The organism is Streptomyces sp. AK08-02 (assembly GCF_033795085.1).
Classification (GTDB): Bacteria; Actinomycetota; Actinomycetes; order Streptomycetales; family Streptomycetaceae; genus Streptomyces; species Streptomyces echiniscabiei.
Window position 1 is genome coordinate 443,394 of the sequence record NZ_JARAZV010000001.1, and the last position, 20,927, is coordinate 464,320.

20 protein-coding genes, 2 pseudogenes and 1 riboswitch are annotated in these 20,927 nt (G+C 70.4%); of the genes and pseudogenes, 10 read left to right on the plus strand and 12 right to left on the minus strand.

Features of this window, described 5'->3' with window-relative positions; all coding sequences use genetic code 11:
- Positions 1 to 17 precede the first annotated feature (17 nt).
- The 4 genes from paaC to PV734_RS01940 are packed head-to-tail and all read left to right on the plus strand — an operon-like array spanning position 18 to position 2,973.
- Positions 18 to 908: a 1,2-phenylacetyl-CoA epoxidase subunit PaaC gene (gene paaC, locus PV734_RS01925; protein ID WP_319288584.1), complete on the plus strand. Its 891-nt coding sequence runs from the start codon at positions 18 to 20 to the stop codon at positions 906 to 908.
- Positions 902 to 1,420: a 1,2-phenylacetyl-CoA epoxidase subunit PaaD gene (gene paaD, locus PV734_RS01930; protein WP_319091718.1), complete on the plus strand. Its 519-nt coding sequence runs from the start codon at positions 902 to 904 to the stop codon at positions 1,418 to 1,420. The genes paaC and paaD overlap by 7 nt, the downstream gene beginning before the upstream one ends.
- The gene (gene paaE / locus PV734_RS01935; RefSeq protein ID WP_319091719.1) at positions 1,420 to 2,520 is read left to right on the plus strand and encodes a 1,2-phenylacetyl-CoA epoxidase subunit PaaE; all 1,101 of its coding nucleotides are present in this window, start codon (positions 1,420 to 1,422) and stop codon (positions 2,518 to 2,520) included. The genes paaD and paaE overlap by 1 nt, the downstream gene beginning before the upstream one ends.
- Positions 2,521 to 2,562: 42 nt before the next feature.
- Positions 2,563 to 2,973: a ferredoxin gene (locus PV734_RS01940; RefSeq protein WP_319091720.1), complete on the plus strand. Its 411-nt coding sequence runs from the start codon at positions 2,563 to 2,565 to the stop codon at positions 2,971 to 2,973.
- A 122-nt stretch (positions 2,974 to 3,095) separates the two neighbouring features.
- Here PV734_RS01940 and PV734_RS01945 read toward each other — a convergent pair whose 3' ends face one another.
- A complete protein-coding gene (locus tag PV734_RS01945; RefSeq protein WP_319288585.1) occupies positions 3,096 to 3,680 on the minus strand; it encodes a histidine phosphatase family protein in 585 nt (194 codons plus the stop codon).
- A gap of 103 nt (positions 3,681 to 3,783) precedes the next feature.
- Positions 3,784 to 3,940, plus strand: a riboswitch (cobalamin riboswitch).
- Positions 3,941 to 3,979: 39 nt separating this feature from the next.
- On the opposite strand from PV734_RS01945, the gene PV734_RS01950 reads away from it, so the two are divergent.
- The 3 genes from PV734_RS01950 to PV734_RS01960 all read left to right on the plus strand — a co-directional run bounded on the left by PV734_RS01950 (position 3,980) and on the right by PV734_RS01960 (position 6,354).
- Entirely contained in the window at positions 3,980 to 4,201 is a 222-nt protein-coding gene (locus PV734_RS01950) for a CbtB domain-containing protein (protein ID WP_319091722.1), read from the plus strand.
- Between the two features lie 25 nt (positions 4,202 to 4,226).
- The gene (locus tag PV734_RS01955; protein ID WP_319091723.1) at positions 4,227 to 5,006 is read left to right on the plus strand and encodes a CbtA family protein; all 780 of its coding nucleotides are present in this window, start codon (positions 4,227 to 4,229) and stop codon (positions 5,004 to 5,006) included.
- A gap of 157 nt (positions 5,007 to 5,163) precedes the next feature.
- Complete coding sequence (locus PV734_RS01960; RefSeq protein ID WP_319091724.1) at positions 5,164 to 6,354, plus strand: acyl-CoA dehydrogenase family protein; 1,191 nt, start codon at positions 5,164 to 5,166, stop codon at positions 6,352 to 6,354.
- A gap of 159 nt (positions 6,355 to 6,513) precedes the next feature.
- Here PV734_RS01960 and PV734_RS01965 read toward each other — a convergent pair.
- The 9 genes and pseudogenes from PV734_RS01965 to PV734_RS02005 form a co-directional block, all read right to left on the minus strand.
- Positions 6,514 to 6,826, minus strand: a pseudogene (locus tag PV734_RS01965) (IS5/IS1182 family transposase); the annotation flags it as partial.
- A 610-nt stretch (positions 6,827 to 7,436) separates the two neighbouring features.
- A complete protein-coding gene (locus PV734_RS01970) occupies positions 7,437 to 7,745 on the minus strand; it encodes a hypothetical protein (RefSeq protein WP_319091725.1) in 309 nt (102 codons plus the stop codon).
- 22 nt (positions 7,746 to 7,767) lie between these two features.
- The gene (locus PV734_RS01975) at positions 7,768 to 8,547 is read right to left on the minus strand and encodes an SDR family NAD(P)-dependent oxidoreductase (protein WP_319091726.1); all 780 of its coding nucleotides are present in this window, start codon (positions 8,545 to 8,547) and stop codon (positions 7,768 to 7,770) included.
- Positions 8,544 to 9,305 (minus strand): SDR family NAD(P)-dependent oxidoreductase, encoded by a 762-nt coding sequence (locus PV734_RS01980; RefSeq protein ID WP_319288586.1) that lies wholly within the window; start codon positions 9,303 to 9,305, stop codon positions 8,544 to 8,546. The genes PV734_RS01975 and PV734_RS01980 overlap by 4 nt, the downstream gene beginning before the upstream one ends.
- Complete coding sequence (locus tag PV734_RS01985; RefSeq protein WP_319288587.1) at positions 9,302 to 10,270, minus strand: fumarylacetoacetate hydrolase family protein; 969 nt, start codon at positions 10,268 to 10,270, stop codon at positions 9,302 to 9,304. Before PV734_RS01985 ends, PV734_RS01980 begins: the two co-directional genes overlap by 4 nt.
- A 7-nt stretch (positions 10,271 to 10,277) precedes the next feature.
- Positions 10,278 to 11,216 (minus strand): VOC family protein, encoded by a 939-nt coding sequence (locus tag PV734_RS01990; protein WP_319288588.1) that lies wholly within the window; start codon positions 11,214 to 11,216, stop codon positions 10,278 to 10,280.
- A 31-nt stretch (positions 11,217 to 11,247) separates the two neighbouring features.
- Positions 11,248 to 12,151, minus strand: a pseudogene (locus PV734_RS01995) (cyclase family protein).
- On the minus strand, positions 12,151 to 13,389 hold the full coding sequence (locus tag PV734_RS02000; RefSeq protein WP_319288589.1) for an NAD(P)/FAD-dependent oxidoreductase: 1,239 nt from the start codon (positions 13,387 to 13,389) through the stop codon (positions 12,151 to 12,153). Before PV734_RS02000 ends, PV734_RS01995 begins: the two are co-directional and overlap by 1 nt.
- A 33-nt stretch (positions 13,390 to 13,422) precedes the next feature.
- Complete coding sequence (locus PV734_RS02005; RefSeq protein WP_266587514.1) at positions 13,423 to 13,710, minus strand: putative quinol monooxygenase; 288 nt, start codon at positions 13,708 to 13,710, stop codon at positions 13,423 to 13,425.
- A gap of 378 nt (positions 13,711 to 14,088) precedes the next feature.
- On the opposite strand from PV734_RS02005, the gene PV734_RS02010 reads away from it, so the two are divergent.
- The gene (locus PV734_RS02010; protein WP_319288590.1) at positions 14,089 to 16,635 is read left to right on the plus strand and encodes an alpha-L-rhamnosidase; all 2,547 of its coding nucleotides are present in this window, start codon (positions 14,089 to 14,091) and stop codon (positions 16,633 to 16,635) included.
- A gap of 856 nt (positions 16,636 to 17,491) precedes the next feature.
- Here PV734_RS02010 and PV734_RS02015 read toward each other — a convergent pair.
- Entirely contained in the window at positions 17,492 to 18,709 is a 1,218-nt protein-coding gene (locus tag PV734_RS02015) for an amidohydrolase family protein (RefSeq protein WP_319288591.1), read from the minus strand.
- 212 nt (positions 18,710 to 18,921) lie between these two features.
- On the opposite strand from PV734_RS02015, the gene PV734_RS02020 reads away from it, so the two are divergent.
- The gene (locus tag PV734_RS02020; RefSeq protein WP_319288592.1) at positions 18,922 to 20,124 is read left to right on the plus strand and encodes an IS110 family transposase; all 1,203 of its coding nucleotides are present in this window, start codon (positions 18,922 to 18,924) and stop codon (positions 20,122 to 20,124) included.
- 5 nt (positions 20,125 to 20,129) lie between these two features.
- Here the strand turns inward: PV734_RS02020 and PV734_RS02025 are convergent, their stop codons facing one another.
- Positions 20,130 to 20,552: a hypothetical protein gene (locus PV734_RS02025; RefSeq protein WP_319288593.1), complete on the minus strand. Its 423-nt coding sequence runs from the start codon at positions 20,550 to 20,552 to the stop codon at positions 20,130 to 20,132.
- A 35-nt stretch (positions 20,553 to 20,587) separates the two neighbouring features.
- Here PV734_RS02025 and PV734_RS02030 point away from each other — a divergent pair, with 35 nt between their 5' ends.
- Entirely contained in the window at positions 20,588 to 20,812 is a 225-nt protein-coding gene (locus PV734_RS02030; protein WP_319091735.1) for a hypothetical protein, read from the plus strand.
- Positions 20,813 to 20,927 lie beyond the last annotated feature (115 nt).

Here is a 20,927-nt window from a genome sequence, read left to right on the forward strand (position 1 = left end):
GGAGAGGAGCAGCGGACATGAGCGACAACCACAGCGCCGGCGACGACCACAGCGACAACCTCATCGATCACGGCCACGACGACGAGCACGTCTATCTCTCCCTCGCCGAGGGCCACGACGACGGCAGCGACGCCCGCTGGGCCTTCGGCACCGGGTTCGAGGACCCCCTGTACGGCGTCGACACCACCGTGCCCGACGGCGTCGACGCCGTCGAACTGGCTGTGACCTGCGTCGAACTCGCCGACGACGCCCTGGTGTCGGCCCAGCGGCTGGCCGAGTGGTGCACCCGCGCCCCCGAGCTGGAGGAGGAGGTCGCGCTCGCCAACATCGGTCTCGACCTGCTCGGCCAGGCCCGTCTGCTGTACGCGCGCGCGGGCCAGGTCGACGGCACCGGGCGCGACGAGGACGCGTACGCCTATCTCAGGGACGCCGACGACTTCCGCAGTGTGCGGCTGGCCGAACTGCCCATCGGGGACTTCGCGTTCTCGATCGTGCGGCTGCTGGTGCTGTCCAGCTGGCGGCTCGCGCACTTCGAACGGCTCACCTCCCACCGCGATCCGGTGCTCGCCGCGATCACCGCGAAGGGGGTCAAGGAGCTCACGTACCACCGCCAGTACGCGGCCGAGTGGGCCGTCCGGCTCGGCGACGGCACCGACGAGTCCCACCGGCGGACGCGCACCGCCCTGGACGAAGTCGCGCCCCATCTCGAGGAGTTGTTCACGGCGTACGACGTCCGGGACGAAGTGATGGAGGTGCTGCGGCAGGTCACGGCGGCCGCCGGGCTGCCCATGCCGCACGTCGCACCGGCGCACGGCGCCGGCCGCGACGGACAGCACACCCAGCATCTCGCGCCGCTGCTCGCCGAGTTGCAGAGCGTGGCCCGCGCCCACCCGGAGGCGACATGGTGACCGGGACCGCGACCGGGATCGAGGACGTCCGGCGCGCCCGCCGCATCGCCGAGCGGGTGCCGGACCCCGAGCTGCCCATGCTGACCCTGGCCGACCTCGGCGTCCTGCGAGACGTGGAGCTGACCGGGGACGGAACGGTGGTCGCGAGCCTGACCCCGACCTACTCGGGCTGCCCGGCGATGGCCGAGATGCGCGCCGCCGTCTCCGCCCGGCTGCGGGCGGCGGGATACGCTCGCGTGCGGATCCGTACGGTCCTCGATCCGCCCTGGACCAGCGACTGGATCACCCCGGCGGGCCGCCGCAAGCTCACCGAGCACGGCATCGCCCCGCCCGGCGCGGCCCCGCGCGGCCCGGTCGCCCTCTCGCTGCTGCCGACCCGCCGTACGGTGCCCTGCCCACGCTGCGGCTCGGCGGACACCGAGGAGACCTCCCGCTTCGCCGCCACCTCCTGCAAGGCCCTGTGGCGCTGCCACGCCTGCCGCGAGCCGTTCGAGTACGTCAAGGAGATCTGATGGCCGCGCCCACCGCCCCGACCACGGTTCCGGTACGCCGTCGCCCGGTCTTCCACGCCCTGAAGGTCGCCGACGTACGGCGACTGTGCGCGGACGCCGTCGCCGTCGCCTTCGAGGTGCCGCCGGACCTGGCCGCCGAGTACGCCTTCACCCCGGGACAGTCCCTCACCCTGCGCCGGGAGTTCGAGGGGCGTGAGGAGCGCCGGTCGTACTCGATCTGCGCCCCGGCCGGCGAACGACCCCGCATCGGCGTACGGGTGGTGCCCGGCGGCCTGTTCTCGTCCTGGCTGGTCGACGGGGTACGCCCCGGTGACATGCTCGACGTGATGACGCCGACCGGTGCCTTCACCCCCGACCTCACCGCGTCCGGCAGCCATGTCCTGATCGCCGCGGGCTCCGGCATCACCCCGATGATGTCGATCGCCGAGTCGGTCCTGGCCGCCGACGACCGCTCACAGGTCACCCTCCTGTACGGCAACCGGCGTACGGACACCGTGATGTTCGCCGACGAGCTGGCGGACCTGAAGGACCTGTACCGTACGCGCTTCCAACTGGGGCACGTACTCTCACGTGAACCGCGCGAGGCCGAGCTGCTGTCGGGGCGGCTGGACGCCGAACGGCTCGCCGCGCTCCTCGCGGGCCTCGTCGACGTCCCGGGCACCGACCACTGGTGGCTGTGCGGACCGCACGGCATGGTCCGCGACGCCCAGCGGTTGCTGGCGAAGCTGGGCGTGCCCGCGGACCGGGTCCACCAGGAACTCTTCTACGCCGACGACCAGCCGGTCCGCCAGGTCCAGCACACGGACGCGGTCGCGGAGGGCCCGGTGAGCCGGGTCACGGTCACCCTCGACGGCCGCTCCACCACCACCGCGCTGTCCCGGGACGCGACCGTCCTGGACGGCGCCGCGCGCACCCGCCCGGACCTGCCGTTCGCCTGCAAGGGCGGCGTCTGCGGCACTTGCCGGGCGCTGGTCACCTCGGGAGAGGTGGACATGCGCCGCAACTACGCCCTCGAACCCGCCGAGGTCGACGCGGGCTACGTCCTGACCTGTCAGTCGTTCCCGGTGTCGGAGACCCTGACGGTCGACTACGACAGCTGAACCAAGGGGTTTGACCGGCCCCGCCACGGCAACTCGACCGGCGTGACCCCTACAACCACCGCAACTACGCAGCAGGAACTCTTCCAGTTCCTGGAGGACCGCTTCGTCTGTGCCCAGGCGTGCACCGAGTGCGCGCGCTCATGTGCGCTGCGCGCCGGTCTCGCGGACCCGGACGGGCCTCCCGAGGAGGCCCTCGCGCGCCGCAAGGGCATCCTGTGCGCAGAGGTGTGCGACGCGACGTGCCGCCTGCTCTCCGAACAGGCGGGCCAGGACGAGGCCGCCCTCCGGGTCCAACTGGAGTGGTGCGCCACGGTCTGCCTGGAAGCGGCCCAGGTCTTCGACGACCACCCCGGCGGCGCGGACACGGCGAAGGTATGCCGCGAGTGCGCACAGGCGTGCACGGACTTCGCCCGGACGCTGGACACGCCGCGCCGAGGGGCCGACGAGGGGTGAGCCGCGCCGATCCGCTTCGTGAATGAATCCGCCGGTTCACGTCAGGCCCCTCGCCCGTGGGCCGACGGCGAGTGAGCCGTGCCGACCCGCTCCGTGAACCCCAGGTTCACGACCGAACGCCCCTACGTGTCGTGCGGCGCCCCGAGTCGATGGCCAAGGCGCACGTTCCAGCGTCCCGCCCGGCCGCTCAACTCCGTTGCCGTCAACGGCGGAACGTCGATCCGCCAGAACGCCGACTCCGGCGCCCCCAGCGCTCGTACCGTCGCCGCCCGTACGACCTCGGGCTCGACGACCGCCACGGCCCGCCCCGTGACCAGCGCCGCCGTCTCGTCCAGCCAGTGGGCGATCCGGTCGCAGAGCGCGCGGACCGACTCCCCGCCGTGCGGGGCCGATTGGGGGTCGGTCAGCCACTGGGCCAGCGCTTCCGGCTCCTTCTCCGTCACCTCGGTGAGCGTCGAGCCGCGCCAGCGGCCCGCGTCCAGAGCGGCCGGCCCCGGTACCGAACCGGCGTCCAGGCCCAGTGCCAGGGCCGTCTCGAGGCAACGCGTGGTGGGGGAGACCCAGACCGTGGACACCGCCGGCAGCGTCCCTGCCGCCGCCCGGGAGAGCCGCAGGCCCGACTCGTCCAGGGGACAGCCGTCGTCGAAACGGGCCTCCCGGAGGGCCGCGCTGATCGCCGGTGAGATCAACATCACTCGGCTCGTCATCCGGTCGCTCCCGCGCTCATGCCGCCCCAATATCGTTGTCATGTACGGAACTTGAGGCACCGTACGGCGCACCGTCGCGCCGTACGCCGTCCCACGCGCCCTTGGCCGAACCCCCGCTTCGCGGTACCTTCTCGTCGATATTGACGACGGTTCGACGGAAGCCGGTGGGAATCCGGCACGGTCGCGCCACTGTAAACCCCGTACGCACCCGCCTGGTGCGGCCCGGGGGCAAGTCAGACCCGTGACTGTCGTCCTCCGCACCACCGATACGGGACGCGAGTTCCCCCAGGAGGTCTGTCATGGCACAGTCCGCGATTCAGCCGACCGCCGCACCCACCGCCGTACCCGAGAAACTGCCGATCGGCGCGATCGCCCCCTGGGCGGTCTTCTTCGGCGTGCTGATGCTGGTGCTGCTCTACTTCGTCGGCGCCGAACAGGGCGCGACCTCCGTCGTCTCCGGCGAGGGCGTGCACGAATGGGTGCACGACGCCCGCCACCTGCTCGGCTTCCCCTGCCACTGACGAGGACAGGGAAACGCGCAAGCTCATGAACTCCACCACCGTAAGAAACCTCCTGGCCCGCGGCATGCTCGCGGGCCTGGTCGCGGGTGTCCTCGTCTGGGGTGTCGCGTACCTCTTCGCCGAGCCGCTCGTCGACGACGCGATCGCCTTCGAGGAGATGCACGAGGCCCACCACGGGCACGCCGAACAGGCCCTCGTCTCGCGTGCGTTGCAGTCCACCCTGGGCCTGGGGACCGGTGTCCTCGTGTACGGCGTCGCGTTCGGCGGCATCGCGGCCCTCGCCTACTGCTTCGCGCTCGGCCGGATCGGCCGCTTCGGGCCGCGCGCGACCGCGCTGCTCCTCGCGGGGGCCGGCCTGCTCGCCGTGTACGTCGTCCCCTTCCTCAAATACCCGGCCAACCCGCCCGCCGTCGGCGACCCCGGCACCCTCAACCAGCGCACCGCGCTGTTCTTCCTGATGGTCGCCCTGAGCGTGCTGCTGGCCGTCGGCGCGGTCATCCTCGGCAAGCGCCTCGCGCCGCGCCTGGGCAACTGGAACGCCTCCCTCGCCGCGAGCGCCTTCTTCGTCCTGGTCGTGGGACTCGCGTACGCGTTCCTGCCGTCGTTCACCAACGAGGTCCCGGAGGGCTTCTCCGCGAGCCTCCTGTGGCGCTACAGGGTGGCCACGCTCGGCATCCAGGTGACGATGTGGACCGCCTTCGGCCTGGTCTTCGGACTGATGGCGGAACGACTGCTCGTTCCGAGGACGGCGGCGGCCGTCGGCGCGAGTGGCACCGAGCCGCAGGCGACGCCCGTCACGCACTGAGCGGTCGGCCGCACCGACCGCCCCGAGGGGGTCCCGGACGTCCGGGACCCCCTCGGGCTTGTGCGGACCCGTGCACGCACCGCCATTCCCAATTTCTGGAACACGTTCTACCGTGTGCGCCGACAGGTCCGGCATTGGGGAGCCAGCAGGAGGCGCCGTGCATCTCGAATACACGCCCGAGCAGCAGCAGCTGCGCACCGAACTGCGCGCCTACTTCGCCGAGTTGGTGCCGGACCGCGCCTACTCGCGCTTCAACGACCACGTCGCCCAGAAGCGCTTCTACCGCGAGACCATCCGTCGGCTCGGCGCCGACCGCTGGCTCGGCGTCGGCTGGCCGCAGGAGTACGGGGGGCGCGGGCTGAGCCCGATGGAGCAGTTCATCTTCTTCGACGAGGCCGCCCAGGCGGGCGTACCGCTGCCGCTCATGGCGCTCAACACCGTCGGCCCGACGATCATGCGGTACGGCAGCGACGAGCAGAAGACGTACTTCCTCCCGAAGATCCTCGCCGGCGAGATCGACTTCGCGATCGGCTACAGCGAGCCGGAGGCGGGCACCGACCTGGCCGCACTCAAGACGCGGGCCGTGCGGGACGGCGACGAGGCCACCGGCCACTACACGGTCAACGGCCAGAAGATCTGGACGACGAACGGTGACACGGCGGACTGGGTGTGGCTGGCCGTACGCACCGACCCGGACGCCCCGCCGCACAAGGGCATCACCATGCTCCTCGTGCCGACCACCGACCCCGGCTACTCCTGCACCCTCATCCGTACCCTCGCCTCGCACGACACCACCGCCAGCTACTACGAGAACGTCCGCGTCCCCGTCGCCCACCGGGTCGGCGAGGAGAACCAGGGCTGGCGGCTGATCACCAACCAGCTCAATCACGAGCGCGTCACCCTCGCCGCCCACGGCACGATGGCCATCCGCTCCCTGCACGAGGTCCAGCGCTGGGCGATGGAGACCAAGCTCGCCGACGGCCGCCGGGTCGTCGACCTGCCGTGGGTCCGCCGCCGACTGGCGCAGATCCACACCAAGCTCGACGCGATGAAACTCCTCAACTGGCAGATGGTGAACGCCGTCCAGGAAGGCACCCTCACCCCCCAGGACGCCTCCGCGGTCAAGGTCTACGGCTCCGAGGCCCGCCGCGAGGCCTACGCCTGGCTCCTGGAGATCGTCGCCGCCCCGGGCGCGCTGAAGGAGGGCTCGGCCGGCGAGATACTCCACGGCGAACTGGAACGCGGCTACCGGTCAGCGGTGATCTTCACCTTCGGAGGCGGCAACAACGAGATCCAGCGGGAGATCATCTCGTGGATCGGGCTGGGGATGCCGAGGGTGCGGCGCTGAGACCTTGTGACGAGGATTTCTAGTTGACACAAAAGAGGGATAGTTGGCATCAAGATCACCTCCCCTTCTCAGAGGTGACGGCGCATTACTTCAATGCATGCCGCGCGGGCGGCTGTTGATCGGTCACGGGGGTACGGGGCGCCGAGGTTCATGCCGCTGTCGGTCCACGACCCAGCGGGGCTGGCCCAGCCACCGGGATGACTCGATGCCGTTGCGGGCGAGGCGGTGCCGAATGCCGCAGGAGGACAGCTGGCGTCGCGGGTACCGGTAGTCGTACCCCTTGTCTCCATGCAGCTTGCCGGGCCGTCGGCTTGAGGGCCACGGCGGGAGCGGACAGGCGGGACGCCGTGGCCAGTGGAATGAGGGCTCGGCTGTTGTGGAGGTTCGCGGTGGAGATGCCGATCGACAGCGGCAGGCCGTCGCGGTCGACGGCGAGGCGAATCTTCGACCGTTTCTTCCTGCGGTCGGTCGGACGCTCGGGCGGGCTGCGGGGGTGGAACTCCGCGAGCGCGACGGAGTGTTCCCCGAAGCCCTTCCCTTCTCTCCATCCGGGCGCCGTTCTACCTGAGCACGGCAAAACTGGCCCCGCTGGCCGTGGGCGAGAGCGAGGCCAGAGACCTACATGGCGAGTGGTCCGAAGCGACTCCTCCGGCAACAGCGCGTCCACCTTTGAAGGCGGACGCTTCCAGCCTCGGTAGGCGGGATTGGGGAAGACGGGCTGGCTTCGTGAAAAGTGCCGCCCGGACCCGCACCTTGAGACGGCCCACCGGAACCGGTGGGCCTGCGCGCCCGGTCGGAGGGACTGTCGCACGCTGGCTCAGCTGCAGAGACACGGAATTACTGACGATGCGTTAGATTTGCATATTTCTGGTGACCGTGAGTCTGGACGTGCCACCGTCGCGTAGCGGTATCTGCGGCGGTGCGACGCAGCCACACGAGGAGATACAGGGGGCGGGGATGGCCGAGGCGAACGCCGGGTTGGGCTATCGGCTGGTGCAGCGCAGTGTCAGGCCGCCGCGTGCTGTGACGCTGGTGTGTTCGGGAGGGGACTGGCGTGCGGACGTGCTCCGGCTGGTGGAGTGCTATGCGCGCACATGGGGTGGTGAGAGCATGCGCTCGGCCTGACAAAGGTAGTTCGTGGCGCGGGCGTAGAGCTGCCCGGCGGTGCGGGTACGGCCGGACTTCTCGGCCTCCTCCGCCTGCGCCACGAGCTGGTCGGTCAGGGCGGTCCAGGCCCGCAGGAACTCGGCGGTGCCGGCGTCCTCGCCGCGGGTGGCGGCGTCGCGGATCGGGCGGCAGGCGCGGTCGACCTCGTCGATCAGGCCGCCGCTGTTCAGCGCGGCGACGACGCCGAGGTTCCAGACGTAGTTGCCCGGGAAGTACTCGAACACGATCGTTCCTCTCGTGGGTGGTTCAGCAGGCGCCGGGGAGGACGGCGGACCAGCCGCCGTCGACGGCGAGGTCGGCGCCGGTGACGTAGGAGGCCTCGTCGGAGGCCAGGAAGAGCGCGCAGCGGGCGATCTCCTCAGGGGTGCCGACGCGGCCGAGCGGGATGTGCCGGCCGATGTCGCGCATCGGGTGGTCGGCGGCCAGCAGGTCGGCCTCGGTGGCGGGGGTGCGGATCATTCCCAGGCTGATGCAGTTGGCCCGGATCCCGTGCGCTGCGCCCTCGGCCGCGAACTGCCGGGTCATCGCGACCACGCCGCCCTTGGTGGCGGTGTGCGCGATGCGGGTGTTGGTGAGCGAGCCGGAGATGCCGGCGGCCGAGCCGACGAGCAGGACCGCGCCTCCGCCCCGGGCGACGAGGTGCGGCCACGCGTGCTTGGTGACGAGGAAGACGATGTCGAGCTCGTTGCGTACCGTGAAGGTCCAGTCGGCGTAGCTGGTCTCGGCGACCGGGGCGAAGCGGGTGGCGCCGGCGTTGTTGTAGACGATGTCGATACCGCCATGCGTGGTGGCGGCGTCCTCCACCCAGGCGCGCACACCGTCCTCGTCGCCGAGGTCCAGCGGGTGGGTGCTGGACATCCGGCCGCCGGCCGCCTGGACGAGGTCCGCGGTCGCGGCCGCGCCGTCGGGATCGAGATCGGTGCCGATGACGACCGCGCCCTCGGCGGCGAACAGCAGCGCCGCGGCCCGGCCCTGACCGCCGGCAGTGCCGGTGATCAGCGCGACCTTGCCCGCGACCCGGTTCATCGCGGGGCCGCCCGCACCGCGTCGCTGATCGACTTCACGCCGCCGTGCGCGGTCATCCCACCGTCGACGGGGATCTCGGCGCCGGTGATGAACGAGGCGTCGTCGCCGAGCAGGAACGCGACCAGCGGGGCGACCTCGTCGACGGTGCCGGGACGTCCCAGCGGGGTCGCGGCCACGTTGGCGGCGAGGAACGCCGGCGAAGCCGACGCGGTCATCGGGGTGTCGATGTATCCCGGGTGCACGGTGTTGACCCGGATGTTGCGCGGGCCCAGCTCGAGGCAGGCGGCCTTGGCCAGGCCCCGCAGCGCCCACTTGCTCGCGGTGTAGGCGAGCGGGAAGTGCCCGGTCAGGGCGGCCACCGACCCGACCACGACGATCGACCCGCCGCCGGTCATCAGCGGAGTGAGCGCCTGGATGCCCAGCAGGGTGCCGGTGACGTTGACTTCCGACACCCGGGCCAGGTCGGCCGGGGCCAGCTCTTCCAGGCGGGCGCGCCAGGTGACGCCGGCGTTCGCGACCAGCCCGTCGACCCGGCCGAAGCGCGTGCCGAGGTCGGCGGCGAGGTTCCGCCAGCCCACGGCGTTGGTGACGTCCAGGCGCCCGTACTCGACGCCGGGAAGTTCCTCGACCGGCGTGTCGCCGAGATCGAGCGCCACGACCGTCGCGCCCTCGGCGGCGAGCAGGCGCGCCTCGGCCGCCCCCTGTCCCTGGCCGGCACCGGTGACGACGACGACCTTGCCGGCGACGCGGATGCTCATGGGGTGCGCTTCCTGGCGCGTGAGCGAGGCCGCGCCGCCCGGACGGGGGGCAGGTCAGGGCCCTCGACGACGGTGTTGCGGAGGGTGCCGATGCCCTCGACGGTCATCTCGACGACGTCGCCGGGGCGCAGCGGCGGCGGGGTCTGCTCCCCGCGGCGGCCCCACAGCTCGGCCAGGCAGCCGCCGTTGCCGCAGGTGCCGGAACCCAGGACGTCGCCGGCACGCACCCATGTCCCTCGGGAGGCGTAGGAGATCAGCTCCTCGAACGGCCAGCCCATGTTCGACAGCAGGTCCTGGCCGATCTCGACGTCGTTCACCGAGACCCGCATGTCGAGGGCGAGGAAGCCGTCGGCGTCGCGGTAGGGCTCCAGTTCGTCGGCCGTCACGAGCCACGGTCCGAGGGTGGTGGCGGAGTCCTTGCCCTTGGCCGGTCCGAGGCTGACCTTCATCTCGCGGCGTTGCAGGTCGCGGGCCGACCAGTCGTTGAGCACGGTGTAGCCGAAGATGTGGTCGCGGGCCTGCTCCGGGGTCAGCGAGGCGCCGTCGCGGCCGATGACGACGGCGACCTCGCACTCGAAGTCGAACAGCCGCGACCCGGGAGGGGTCGGCACGTCGTCGTGCGCACCGATCAGCGAATAGGGGTTGGTGAAGTAGAACGTCGGCGCCTCGTACCACTCCGCGACGACGCCCCCGCCGTCGGAGACCGAGGCGACGACGCCCTCGACGTGCTCCTCGAAGGTGACGAAATCGCGTACCGTCGGAGCGGCCAGCGGCGGCAGGAGCCGCACGGTGTCCAGCGCCACGGCAGGCCCGGCCAGGGCTGCCGCGCCGGCGTCGAGTGAGGCCGGCAGCCCGGCGCGGACCAGGTCGAGCACCGTCGTGCCGGCGGGGAAGGGGTGCACACGCGCACCGTCGACCACTCCGCAGGCACCTGTGCTCTCGTACTCATAGGTGGCGAACCGCATGGCCGGCTCAGACCGGCGGGGCCACGAACAGGCCCTTGTCCGGGTCGTTGAACGACTTCGCCGCGACGAATTCGTTCATCGCGTTCGCCGTGCCCCACTGGTCGGCGACCTCGGGCTGGGTGAAGTCGTAGATGTGCGGATGCCAGGTGTCCTCGTCGATCCTCTCCAGCTCGGTCGTGTACTCCATCGTGTTCCCGCTGGGATCGAGGAAGTAGCTGAAGGTGTTGTTGCCGGCCTGGTGGCGCCCCGGCCCCCAGACCTTCTCCACCTCGGCACGCAGCAGCCGCCCGGTGCCGCGCATGTACTCGTCGAGCCCGCGCAGCTCGAACGACGCATGGTGCAGCGCGGAGTGTGGGCCACGCGCGATCGCGATGCTGTGGTGCCAGCTGTTGATCCGCATGAACCACATCATGTTGCCCATGCGCGGGTGCATCAGGGTGTCGGTCAGGGCGAATGCGAGGTGCTTCTCGTAAAAGGCGCGGGTGCCCTCGGGGTCGGCGGAGTTGAGCACGACGTGGGAGAGCCTTACGGGGATCGACTCGCCCTCCTCGACCGCGCGGTGGACCCGCACGGCCACGTCGGAGCTGACCTCGACGGTGCGGCCCTCGTTGTCGAAGAACCGGAACCCGTACCCGCCGCCGGGGGTCTGCAGTCCCCCCGGCTCCGTGACGAGGGTGACGCCGGCGGCGGCCAGGCGTCCGGCCAGGGTGTCGACGTCGGCCGCGGTCGCGGCGCCGAACGCGATCAGGTCGATGCGCTTCTCCGGCGCCTGGCGCAGCCGCACCACGTACTGCTCCGGGGAGCCCTCCGCGGCCAGGAACGTCAGCCCGGGCTCGGAGTGCTCTGCCTTCAGGCCCCAGGCGTTGACGTAGAAATCGAGCTGCGTCTTGTGGTCGGGCACCGCCAGGTCCAGGTGGCGCAGGTGAGTGATCAGACGGTCGGTCATCGCCGTCCTCCTTGTCGTCGTGGGCTGCGGGCTACTTGACGGCGACGGGAGCGACCGGGGCGCCGACGGCACCGGTCACCGGGATCGGCGCCGCGGTGAGCCAGAAGTCGTGCACGCCGTCGGCGGCGCAGTCCGCGGCGAGGGCCTCGAGGTCCCACATCTCGCCGAGGAACAGCCCGATGTGCGGAATGGCCACCTGGTGCAGCGGCTGGAAGGCCTCGTCGAACTCGTTGGGCCGCACCTCGAAGCCCCAGGTGTCGGTGGCGATGCCGGCGATCTCGGTGTCGTGCAGCCAGTCGGCGGTGCTGAACGACAGCCCGGCCGACGGGCCGCCCGCGTAGTCGCCCCAGCCCTCGAGCCGCGCCCGGGCGATCTGGCCCGTGCGCACCAGCAGGAGGTCGCCGCGGCCGACCCGTGCCGAGTCGCCGTGCGCGGCGATGGCGGCCTCGAGGTGCCCGATGGTGATGGCGAAGCCGTCGGGCAGCTCGCCCGCGGCGTCACCCGCGCCCCTGCCGACATCGAGCAGCACGCCCCGGCCGGCGATCAGCCCGGCCGTGGTCGAAGATGTGCCCGAGACCGTCCCACTGGGTCGAGGCCTGCAGAGGCATGAACACCACGTCATCGGCCCCGCCGATGCCGTGCGGAAAACCCTGGGTGCCGCGTTCGGCCTCCAGCCCGGTGTCGAGCATGGTGTGCACCGGGTTGGTCCGGCGCCGCCAGCCCTTCTGAGGACCGTCGCCGTCGAAACTCTGGGCGAGGGAGAAGCTCGCGCCGCGACGCACCAGGGCGGCACCTTCGCGGCGTTTGGCCTCGTCGAGGAAGTTCAGTGTGCCCAGGACGTCGTCGGCGCCCCAGCGGCCCCAGTTGGAGTTGCGCTTCGCCGCCGCGGCGACGGCACCTTCGGGATCGGTGCGGTCGAGCCCGCCCGGCGTCATCACGCCCCACCGCGCACGGCAACGAATCGCTTCTCCGCCTCGTCGATCGCGGCGATCTGGGCCAGGATCTCGCCGGGAGAGGACTCGCCGACCACCTTCTGCAGGAAGGGGGTCCGGTCCAGGATCGCGTCCCGCACCCCCTGGAGGGGACCCGGGGCGTGATGGAAGACCTTGCCCAGGATGTAGGCCTGCTGCACTTGGCGCGAGGTGTGCGGTTTGCGCGGTGCCTCGAAGGCGTCGAGCGCGGCCCGGACGGCGGCGTGGTCGCTCAGGTCGAGCCCGGCCAGTCGGCGGCCCAGGTAGTACCCGTCCTCGGTCGCCATCCCAGCGCCGTAGGCGGCGTAGGGGGATGTCGGGTGCGCGGCGTCCCCGACGAGGGTCGCCCGGCCCTTGGACCACTGCTTGAGCGGCTTGCGGTCGCGCAGCACCCAGCGCTGCACGTTGCCCGGCTCGGTCGCGGCGATCAGCTGCGGCAGCGGGGCGGGGAACCCCGCGCCCATCGCCGTCGCGGTGGCGTGCAGGTCGCCGTCGAAGGTGGTGGCGGCGTCGTGTGCGCCCAGCACCCACCACTGGAACCCGTGGCGGCCCTTGTGCCGGATCGAGGTCCAGCTGCCCTGCACTGTCCGGTTGTGGGAGACGATGCACAGCCCCGGGTTCGCGACGACGTCCTCGTCGAAGGTGAATCCGCCGAAGATGTGCAGGTTGTGCTCCCGCTTGGGCGAGTCGCCCCACAGCGTCCGGCGGACCAGAGAGTCGATGCCGTCGGCGCCGACGAGCACGTCGACCTCGATGGTCTCGCCGTCGGCCATCTTCAGCCGGACACCGGTCTCGTCCTGGTCGAAGCTCTCCACCGTGCGGTTGAGCTGCAGGACACCGGGCGGCATCGCAGCGAGCAGCCGTTGGTAGAGCTCCGGGCGCAGCAGCCCGATGAAGCCACCCCCGTAGTCGGCGACGATGTGCTCGGGCAGGTTGACGCGGGCCCGGGTGCGGCCCTTCGCGGAGCGGAACTCCGAATAGCAGGGGGCACCCAGGTCGGTGATGTCGACGCCGAGCAGACTGAGCGCTTTGATCGGCGGCGGCCACAGGTTGAGGATGTTGCCGGCCGGCCGGGCCTGCGGGTAGCGCTCCAGGAGGACGACGTCGTGGCCGGCCTGGTGGACCGAGAGGGCGGTGGCCATGCCGGCCGGTCCGGCGCCGATGACGGCGACTCGGCCTCGCTTCGTTGCGGGGACGCTCATGGTGCTCCCTGGAGATAGGGGTGACGAAAAGTGTCAGTCGGCGACGGTGTGGAAACGCATCGTCGGCGTGCCGTCGACCAGCGAGCCGGCTGCGGCGAGGAACTCCTGCGTGTGCGGGTGCTCCATGTGCGCGTCGAGGGCGGCCTGGTCGCGCCAGATCTCGACGCTCAGGATCGTCTCGTCGTCGGTGAGGTCGGCGTAGAAGCCGTAGGACTCGCAGCCCTCGTCTGCACGGGACTGCGTGGCGACGGCACGAGCGGCCGACACCAGGTCAGCCCGGCGTCCGGGAAGCGCACGGGCACTGCCGATCACGATCAGCACGAAGATCCTCCGACGGTGGAAGATGGTTAAATGGTAGTGAACACTACGGTTGAATCGAAAGAGTAGCGCCTGCTACGGTTCTGTCAAGACGATGCCTTCACGATCGCGGCTGTATCGACCGTGCCCAGGTCGCACGCGGGCGATCCATGCCCGGACGACAGCAAGGACGCTCTGTCACTGGATTCGTTTACCGATGTGTCGCCCGTGGCCGGGACAAGGACGTTCCTCGGCGCGATGAAGGAGACTTGCATGCTGTGCGCCCCTGTAGATCTGCGGACCGACACGCTGGACAGTCCGTTGTGCATCGGCAGTCGAAGTCCGGAGTTCGCGTGGCGACTGCCTGCCGGGGCCGTGGACCAAGCCGCGTACCAGGTACAGGTGACCACTGGGGACGGTTCCGCCGCAGGTGAGCCGGCTTGGGACAGCGGGCGGGTGACCGGCACGGAGCCCTTCGGTGTCACGTACGAGGGCACGTCGCTGATGTCGTGCCGGCGCTACGGATGGCGGGTGCGCGTCTGGTCCGGGACGGAGCAGGAACCCGGCCCTTGGAGCGAGTACGCATCGTTCGAGACGGGCGTACTGGACCCGGAGCGCTGGGCCGCACGCTGGGTGAGTGGGCCCGCCCCCGCGGCGAAGACCGACTATCGCGTGCTGTACCTGCGTACCACGGTCGACCTTCCCGCACCCGTGCTTCGGGGCCGGGCCTACGTCTCCGCGCTGGGCTGGTACCGCTTCTTCGTCAACGGACGTGACCTCACGGGCCCGGCACTGGTTCCGCGCTGGACTCCGCTCGACCAGTACGTGGAATACCAGGCTTATGACGTGACGGAAGCCTTCCGTGCCGGCGGCAACGTTGTGTCGATGGCGGTCGGGGACGGCAGGTTCCGCGGGGCCAACGGGCTCACCGCGAAGCAGGCCGTCTACGGCGACCGGACCGCGGGCCTCGTCCAGGTGGAGCTCGATCTGGCGGACGGCAGCACGGTCACGGTCGTCAGCGACGGATCCTGGCAGGCCGGGACCGGGCGCATCGGCGCTGCCGACCCGATGTTCGGGGAGCGGGTCGACCTGCGCGTACCCGATGAGGACTGGCTGACCTCACACGAACCGCCAGCCCGCTTCGGGCCCGCCGAGGTACTCGACGACCGGCGCACGCTGATCGCCGAGGACGTTCCCGCGGTCTGCGAGATCGAGCGGCTCTCTCCTCGCACCGTCAGCCGGGCGTCTTCGGGTAAGCAGCTCGTCGACTTCGGGCAGAACTTCGCCGGCGTGGTGCGGATCCGTCTTCCCGCAGGACCCGGGAGCACCGTCCGCCTGACGCACAGCGAGGTCCTGCGCAAGGACGGCGAGCTGGACATCGACTACATCCACGGACTTCCCGTGAACCGCTGGTACCAGCGCGACGAGGTCATCCTCGGGGACGAGGCAACCTGGTGGTCCCCCTGGTTCACCATCCACGGATTCCGCTACGTCGAGGTCGACGGCCTGCCCGGCGACCTGAGTGCCCAAGACATCGAGGGCATCGTTCTGTCCTCGACGTTGCCGGGCACCGGAGGCTTCGACTGCTCCGACCAGCGGCTCGTCCGCCTTCGTCGCAACGTCTCCTGGTCACTTCGGTCGAACTTCACCGACACCGCAACGGACTGTCCAAGCCGGGAACGCTCCGGCTGGACCGGGGACATCCAGGTCTTCGCCCCGACGGCCACCACGTTCGTCGACGTCCAGGCCTACTTGCGCCGCTACCTGCGCAATCTGGCCGCAGAGCAGCTGCCCGACGGTAGAGTGCCGGTCTTCGTTCCCGCTGAGGCCTCGTCCTTCTCCGGAGGAATGGCCAAACTGATGCGCATGGTGGCGCAGTCGGCCGGCTGGGGAGACGCCGCCGTACTGCTGCCCTGGACGCTGTACCGCTACTACGGCGACCGGTCCGTCCTGGAGAGGCAGTACCCGAGCATGACCGCATGGGTCGATCAACTGACCCGCCGGGCTCGCGAGAAGCGGCGCATCAACCGGCGCCTGCGCGGCAGCGCGAACCCTGACGTCGACCCCTTCCTGCTGGACACCGGCTTCCACTTCGGCGAGTGGCTGCGTCCGGGGCAGGGCTTCGCCGCGTCGATTCTCGACAGCATGCGGCACAGCCCGGTGACGGCCACCGCCTACTTCGAGCACTCGGCGCGCACTCTGTCCGACATCGCGACTGTCCTCGGCCGCGACGCCGATGCCACCCGCTACCGGGAACTCGCGGACCACACGCGCAGCGCATGGCGGGCGGCCTTCCTGCACAACGACGGCCGTGTCGGAACCGACCGCCAGGACGACTACGTCCGCGCCCTCGCCTTCGGCCTGCTGGAACATGAAGAACGGCCCGCGGCCGTCGACCGGCTGGTCGCGCTCATCGAGGAAGCCGATGACCACCTGGCCACCGGCTTCCTTTCCACGCCGATGCTGTTGCCGGTCCTCGTCGACGCGAACCGTCCCGACGTTGCGTGGCGTCTGCTGTTGCAGACCACCACGCCGTCCTGGCTGTACCAGGTCGAACAGGGGGCGACCACCGTCTGGGAGACCTGGAACGGGTACAACACGAAGGGGGAGGCAAAAGAGAGCCACAACCACTACGCCCTCGGCGCGGTGGTCGGCTTCCTCACCGAATACGTCGCCGGGCTGTCGCCGACTGAACCGGGCTACCGCGTGTTCGACGTCCGTCCACTGGTGGGCGGCGGACTGACCTCCGCCCGCGCCGAGGTGCAGACGCCCTACGGCGCCGCCTCCAGCAGCTGGGTCGCAGACGGGAGCCAGGTGACTCTGGAGGTCACAGTTCCTCCAGGCAGCACCGCGCGCGTGCACACCGGCAGCGGCGAGCCCCCGCAGGAGTTCAGTAGCGGTACACACACGGTGGTCTGGCCCCGCGCCGAGAAGAGAGGCCAGGGCTGAAAGCCGTCCCGCCAGGACCGTGGGCGGCGGTCTGGTCCCGGTGGGCAGGTCGCCGGCCGACAGCCTCCCCGTCCGCTTCGGAGGACGCCTCGTCGAGGTTCTGCCACGATTGCCTGAGCCGATACGCATCCGGGTACTCGCGGCGGGGCATTGCGCCACCGTCCCACCGATGCTGAGCCGCTACTACCTCGGCGGGGCGGCCCGCCTGCACGCCAACGGCACCCCGCTGAACGATCCGGCCCTGTCACCCATGGATCGAGGTGGTCTTCGACACCCTCAAGGGTCAGCTGTCGCTGGAACGGCACGGCACCCGCACCCACGGCGGCAACTCGCCCGGATCGGCGGAATGACGCCCGTGCTGCCGGGATACGCGATCCCGTAAGCATCCCGGACGCGTGGGCAGTCCGCTCGGAACCTCGAAGACCCTCCATTCCTAGCTCGCCTCTCCCAGGTTGCTCTCGGAGCTCAACATCGAACCCTTCAGCTGGCTGTAGGTCCGTTCGATGTAGGAGGCCTTCGTGTTCCCGACGCGTTCGTCGAACTGCTTCCCGCCGGGAGTCAACACAAAGAACTGGGTGAGGAAGAAGGCAGGCTGGTTGCCGGTGTTCCGAGCCGTACATGTGGTTGAGGTCCTGCGTGACCACCGGAGCGACGGTATTCGAGATGCGGGCCCATCACTTCGACTTTCCGCCTGCCGTCGTGCAGGCGCGAGTGCGACAGAAGGACCGCGGCACAGCGGCGGCGCCCCTGACGTATCCGGAAGCCACCTCTCTGCAGGGTGAGCACCAAAAGGTCATCAATGGGCCCGCACGTGGATTACCCGACAGCTGCACACCCGTCCGGGATGCCTTGGGTGTCAGGTTCCGGAAACCACCGCACCGCCCTGGATGATGTGGCGGAAGTGCTTCGGGTCCGCCAGAACCCCGAGGTCGGCCAACGGATCGCCGTCCACCACCAGCAGGTCCGCGTGCGCGCCCACGGCCAATGTCCCGATCTCCCCCGTCAGGTTCAGCAACTCCGCCGCCGTCGACGTTGCCGAGCGGATCACCTCCAGCGGGGTCTGGACCTCGCCGCGCAGGCGGAACTCGTGGTTCTGGTGGCGGTGCATCCCGCCCAGCAGGTCCGTCCCGTACACCAGCTTCACGCCGCCACGAGTCGCACGCTCCAGGGCCGCCATGCCTGCGCCCAGGACCTCGTCGACCTTGCGCCAGCTCGACTCCGGCAGCCCGTGGTCGCGGCCCTCCTCTTTCAGCGCCCAGTACGTCACCAGCGTCGGCACCAAGAACGCCTCGTGGGCGAGGAACAGCGAAACGCTCCGGTCGTCCAGCAGGTTGCCGTGTTCGATCGAACGGACGCCCAGTTCCAAAGCGCGGTTGACAGCTCGGGCGGTGTACGCGTGCGCCGCCACATAGCGGTTCGCCGCTGACGCTTCCTCGACGATCGCGCTCAGCTCCTCAGCCGAGTACTGCGTCGAGTCGATGCGGTCGGTCGGGGACGCGATGCCGCCCGACGCCATCACCTTGATGTGGTGTGCGCCCTTGCGCAGCTCGTCACGGGCGGCCGCGCGGACCGCGTCGACGCCGTCGGCCACCCGGCCCAGGCCCGCGCAGCACGGGTGGTCGTCCTTCACGTGCGTGCCGCGGGTGCGGCTGTCGCCGTGCCCGCCGGTCTGGCTCAGCGCGCGCCCGCAGAACAGCAGTCGCGGGCCGCGGAACAGCCCCTCCGCCTGGGCGTCGGCGAGGCCGTAGTCGGCACCCGACGCGTCACGGACCGTGGTGAATCCGCGGTTGAGCATCCGGCTCATCGTGCGCGCGGCATGAGCGGCCACATAGGACGGTGACAACGACGGCAGCGAGCCCAGATCCGCGGTCGACGCCGTGACGTGCACGTGCGCGTCGACCAGCCCCGGCAGCACGACCGCGCCCCGCACGTCGATCGAACGCACGTCGGCCGCGGCGGGGCCGGGCCCCGCCTCCACGATCCGGCCGGAATCACACCGCAGGTCGCCTTCGGTGTACTCCCCGGACAGCGGGTCGAGCAGGCGGGCATTGCGCGGCACCAGGGATCCGGTCACCGGTTCTCCGTAAGTTGTTAGGCGGCCCGGGAGGGCCGGATGTGGCTGACCGGTTCTTGCCAGTTGTGGCTCCGAAGGAGTGGCCGTCCGGCTCTCCGGGGCGCCCTGGCTGCTGATTGAGATGTGCGCGCTTCGTGCGGTCGCTGATTACGGAGATGACAGCGGGGTGTTCCTTGGGCCGACGGCAGGCTGTTCGGCTTGAGGAGGGGCGAGTGAGCGATCGAAGGCACCAGGTCTGGGCAGGCGTGGACGCCGGCAAGGGCCATCACTGGGCGGCGGTGGTCGACGAGACCGGTACCACGCTGTGGTCGAGGAAGATCGACAACGACGAGTCGGCGATCCTTGCCGCGCTTGGCGAAATCCTGGACCTGGCGGACGAGGTCTGCTGGGCGGTGGACATCTCCGGGACGTCCTCCGCGCTGCTGCTGGCCTTGCTCGCAGCCCACGGCCAGCGGGCCGTCTACGTGCCCGGACGCACGGTCAACCGCATGTCGGGCGCCTACCGGGGTGAGGCGAAGACCGACGCCCGTGACGCCTACGTCATCGCCGAGACCTCCCGTCACCGCAGCGACTTCGCCACGATCGACGTGCCCGCCCAGCTGGCCGCCGATCTGGCTCTGCTGACCGCCCACCGATCGGACCTGGTGGCCGACCGGGTTCGGATGATCAACCGGCTGCGTGACGTGCTGACCGGGGTCTTCCCCGCTCTGGAGCGGGCCTTCGACTACTCGCATCACAAAAGCGCCCTGGTCCTGCTGACCGGCTACCAGACCCCGGCAGCCATCCGCCGCCGTGGGCGGGCCCGGCTGACGGCTTGGCTGGCCAACCGCAGCGTTAGGGGCGCAGACACGGTCGCTGTGACTGCCGTGGAGGCTGCTCAGGCCCAGCCGACCGCACTGCCCGGCGAAGATGTCGCCGCGCAGATCGTCGCCGACCTGGCAGCTCAGATCCTGGCCCTGGACGATCGCCTCAAGCGGATCGACAAGCAGATCCATGAGACGTTCCGCAGCCACCCGCAGGCGCAGATCATCGAGTCTCTGCCCGGCATGGGCCCGATACTCGGAGCCGAGTTCGTCGTCGAGGCTGGAGACCTGTCGGCCTACACCGATGCCGGCCACCTTGCCTCCGCGGCCGGACTGGTGCCCGTTCCGCGTGACTCCGGACGCCGCACGGGCAGCTTCCACCGGCCCAAGCGCTACAGCCGCCGTCTGCGACGGGTGTTCTACACGTCCGCGCAGACCAGCATGATGCGCGAGGGACCGAACCGGGACTTCTACCTCAAGAAACGCGGCGAGGGCTGCAAACACGTCCAGGCCGTCATCGCTCTGGCCCGTCGACGAGCGAGCGTGCTGTGGGCCCTGTTGCGTGACGGACGGCTCTTCACCCCCGCCCCACCGGTCACGCAAGCGGCTTGACTTCGTCATTGAGACTCCTTCTCCAGGTTGAGCAGGGCGGACACGGCCGGCGGCGCGAGCGATTCGGCCGCCACCGCCGCATCGTCGTCGTAGGTGCCTTCCGTGTCGGGGATGCTGAGCACCCCGAGCGTCCGGCCGTCGGCGAGTACGGGGACGTTGCTGATCGAGCCGCAGCCGAGCAGTTCGATCAGGTCGTGGTCGGCGAAGATCTCCCGCACCTCCGCGCGGTCCGGCCCGAAGTTGGGCTGCTGCGCGGCGATGCACTCCTCGAGCCGGCCGACGGCCACCACGACGGTTTTCTTCCCGCCCACCGGGTGGCGGCTGTGCACCCGCCGCAACGCTCGGCGCTCCGGCACCCACGCGAGCACCGTGAACATCCGCATGCCGATCGCGTCGCGCACACGTTCCTCCACAGAGGACAGACTCACTTCCTCATCTCCTTCGCGGCGGACTTCGGCGCGCCGTGTTCGGTCAGTTCCTCCAGGGACCGGCCTGCGGTGGACAGGCCGAAGACGAGCACGTCCGCCGCCAGGACGGCCGTCTCAGGCCGAAGACGCCGGCGAACCCGAGGCTCGCCGAGGACAGCCCGTTGATCGTCGGCGCGAGGATGCTGCCGACCCGGCCGAGCGCGCTGGACAGGCCGGTGCCGCTGGCGTGGATCCAGGTCGGGAAGACCTCAGGCCTGTAGGAGTACACAGCGACCGACCGCCACCACAGCAGCATGACGATCGGCAGCGCGGTGACGAACTGCCGATCCGCCAGCCGTCGTCGAACGACGGCACGACGAAATGGCGATCAGGGTG

What these genes read in the sequence shown, in the direction of transcription:
- PV734_RS01955 (WP_319091723.1), top strand. Translation starts at nt 4,227, where the DNA reads ATGAACTCCACCACCGTAAGAAACCTCCTGGCCCGCGGCATGCTCGCG.
- PV734_RS01990 (WP_319288588.1), bottom strand. Translation starts at nt 11,216, where the DNA reads ATGACCGACCGTCTGATCACTCACCTGCGCCACCTGGACCTGGCGGTG.
- PV734_RS01985 (WP_319288587.1), bottom strand. Translation starts at nt 10,270, where the DNA reads ATGCGGTTCGCCACCTATGAGTACGAGAGCACAGGTGCCTGCGGAGTG.
- PV734_RS01980 (WP_319288586.1), bottom strand. Translation starts at nt 9,305, where the DNA reads ATGAGCATCCGCGTCGCCGGCAAGGTCGTCGTCGTCACCGGTGCCGGC.
- PV734_RS01950 (WP_319091722.1), top strand. Translation starts at nt 3,980, where the DNA reads ATGGCACAGTCCGCGATTCAGCCGACCGCCGCACCCACCGCCGTACCC.
- PV734_RS02000 (WP_319288589.1), bottom strand. Translation starts at nt 13,389, where the DNA reads ATGAGCGTCCCCGCAACGAAGCGAGGCCGAGTCGCCGTCATCGGCGCC.
- paaD (WP_319091718.1), top strand. Translation starts at nt 902, where the DNA reads ATGGTGACCGGGACCGCGACCGGGATCGAGGACGTCCGGCGCGCCCGC.
- PV734_RS01975 (WP_319091726.1), bottom strand. Translation starts at nt 8,547, where the DNA reads ATGAACCGGGTCGCGGGCAAGGTCGCGCTGATCACCGGCACTGCCGGC.
- paaE (WP_319091719.1), top strand. Translation starts at nt 1,420, where the DNA reads ATGGCCGCGCCCACCGCCCCGACCACGGTTCCGGTACGCCGTCGCCCG.
- paaC (WP_319288584.1), top strand. Translation starts at nt 18, where the DNA reads ATGAGCGACAACCACAGCGCCGGCGACGACCACAGCGACAACCTCATC.
- PV734_RS01945 (WP_319288585.1), bottom strand. Translation starts at nt 3,680, where the DNA reads ATGACGAGCCGAGTGATGTTGATCTCACCGGCGATCAGCGCGGCCCTC.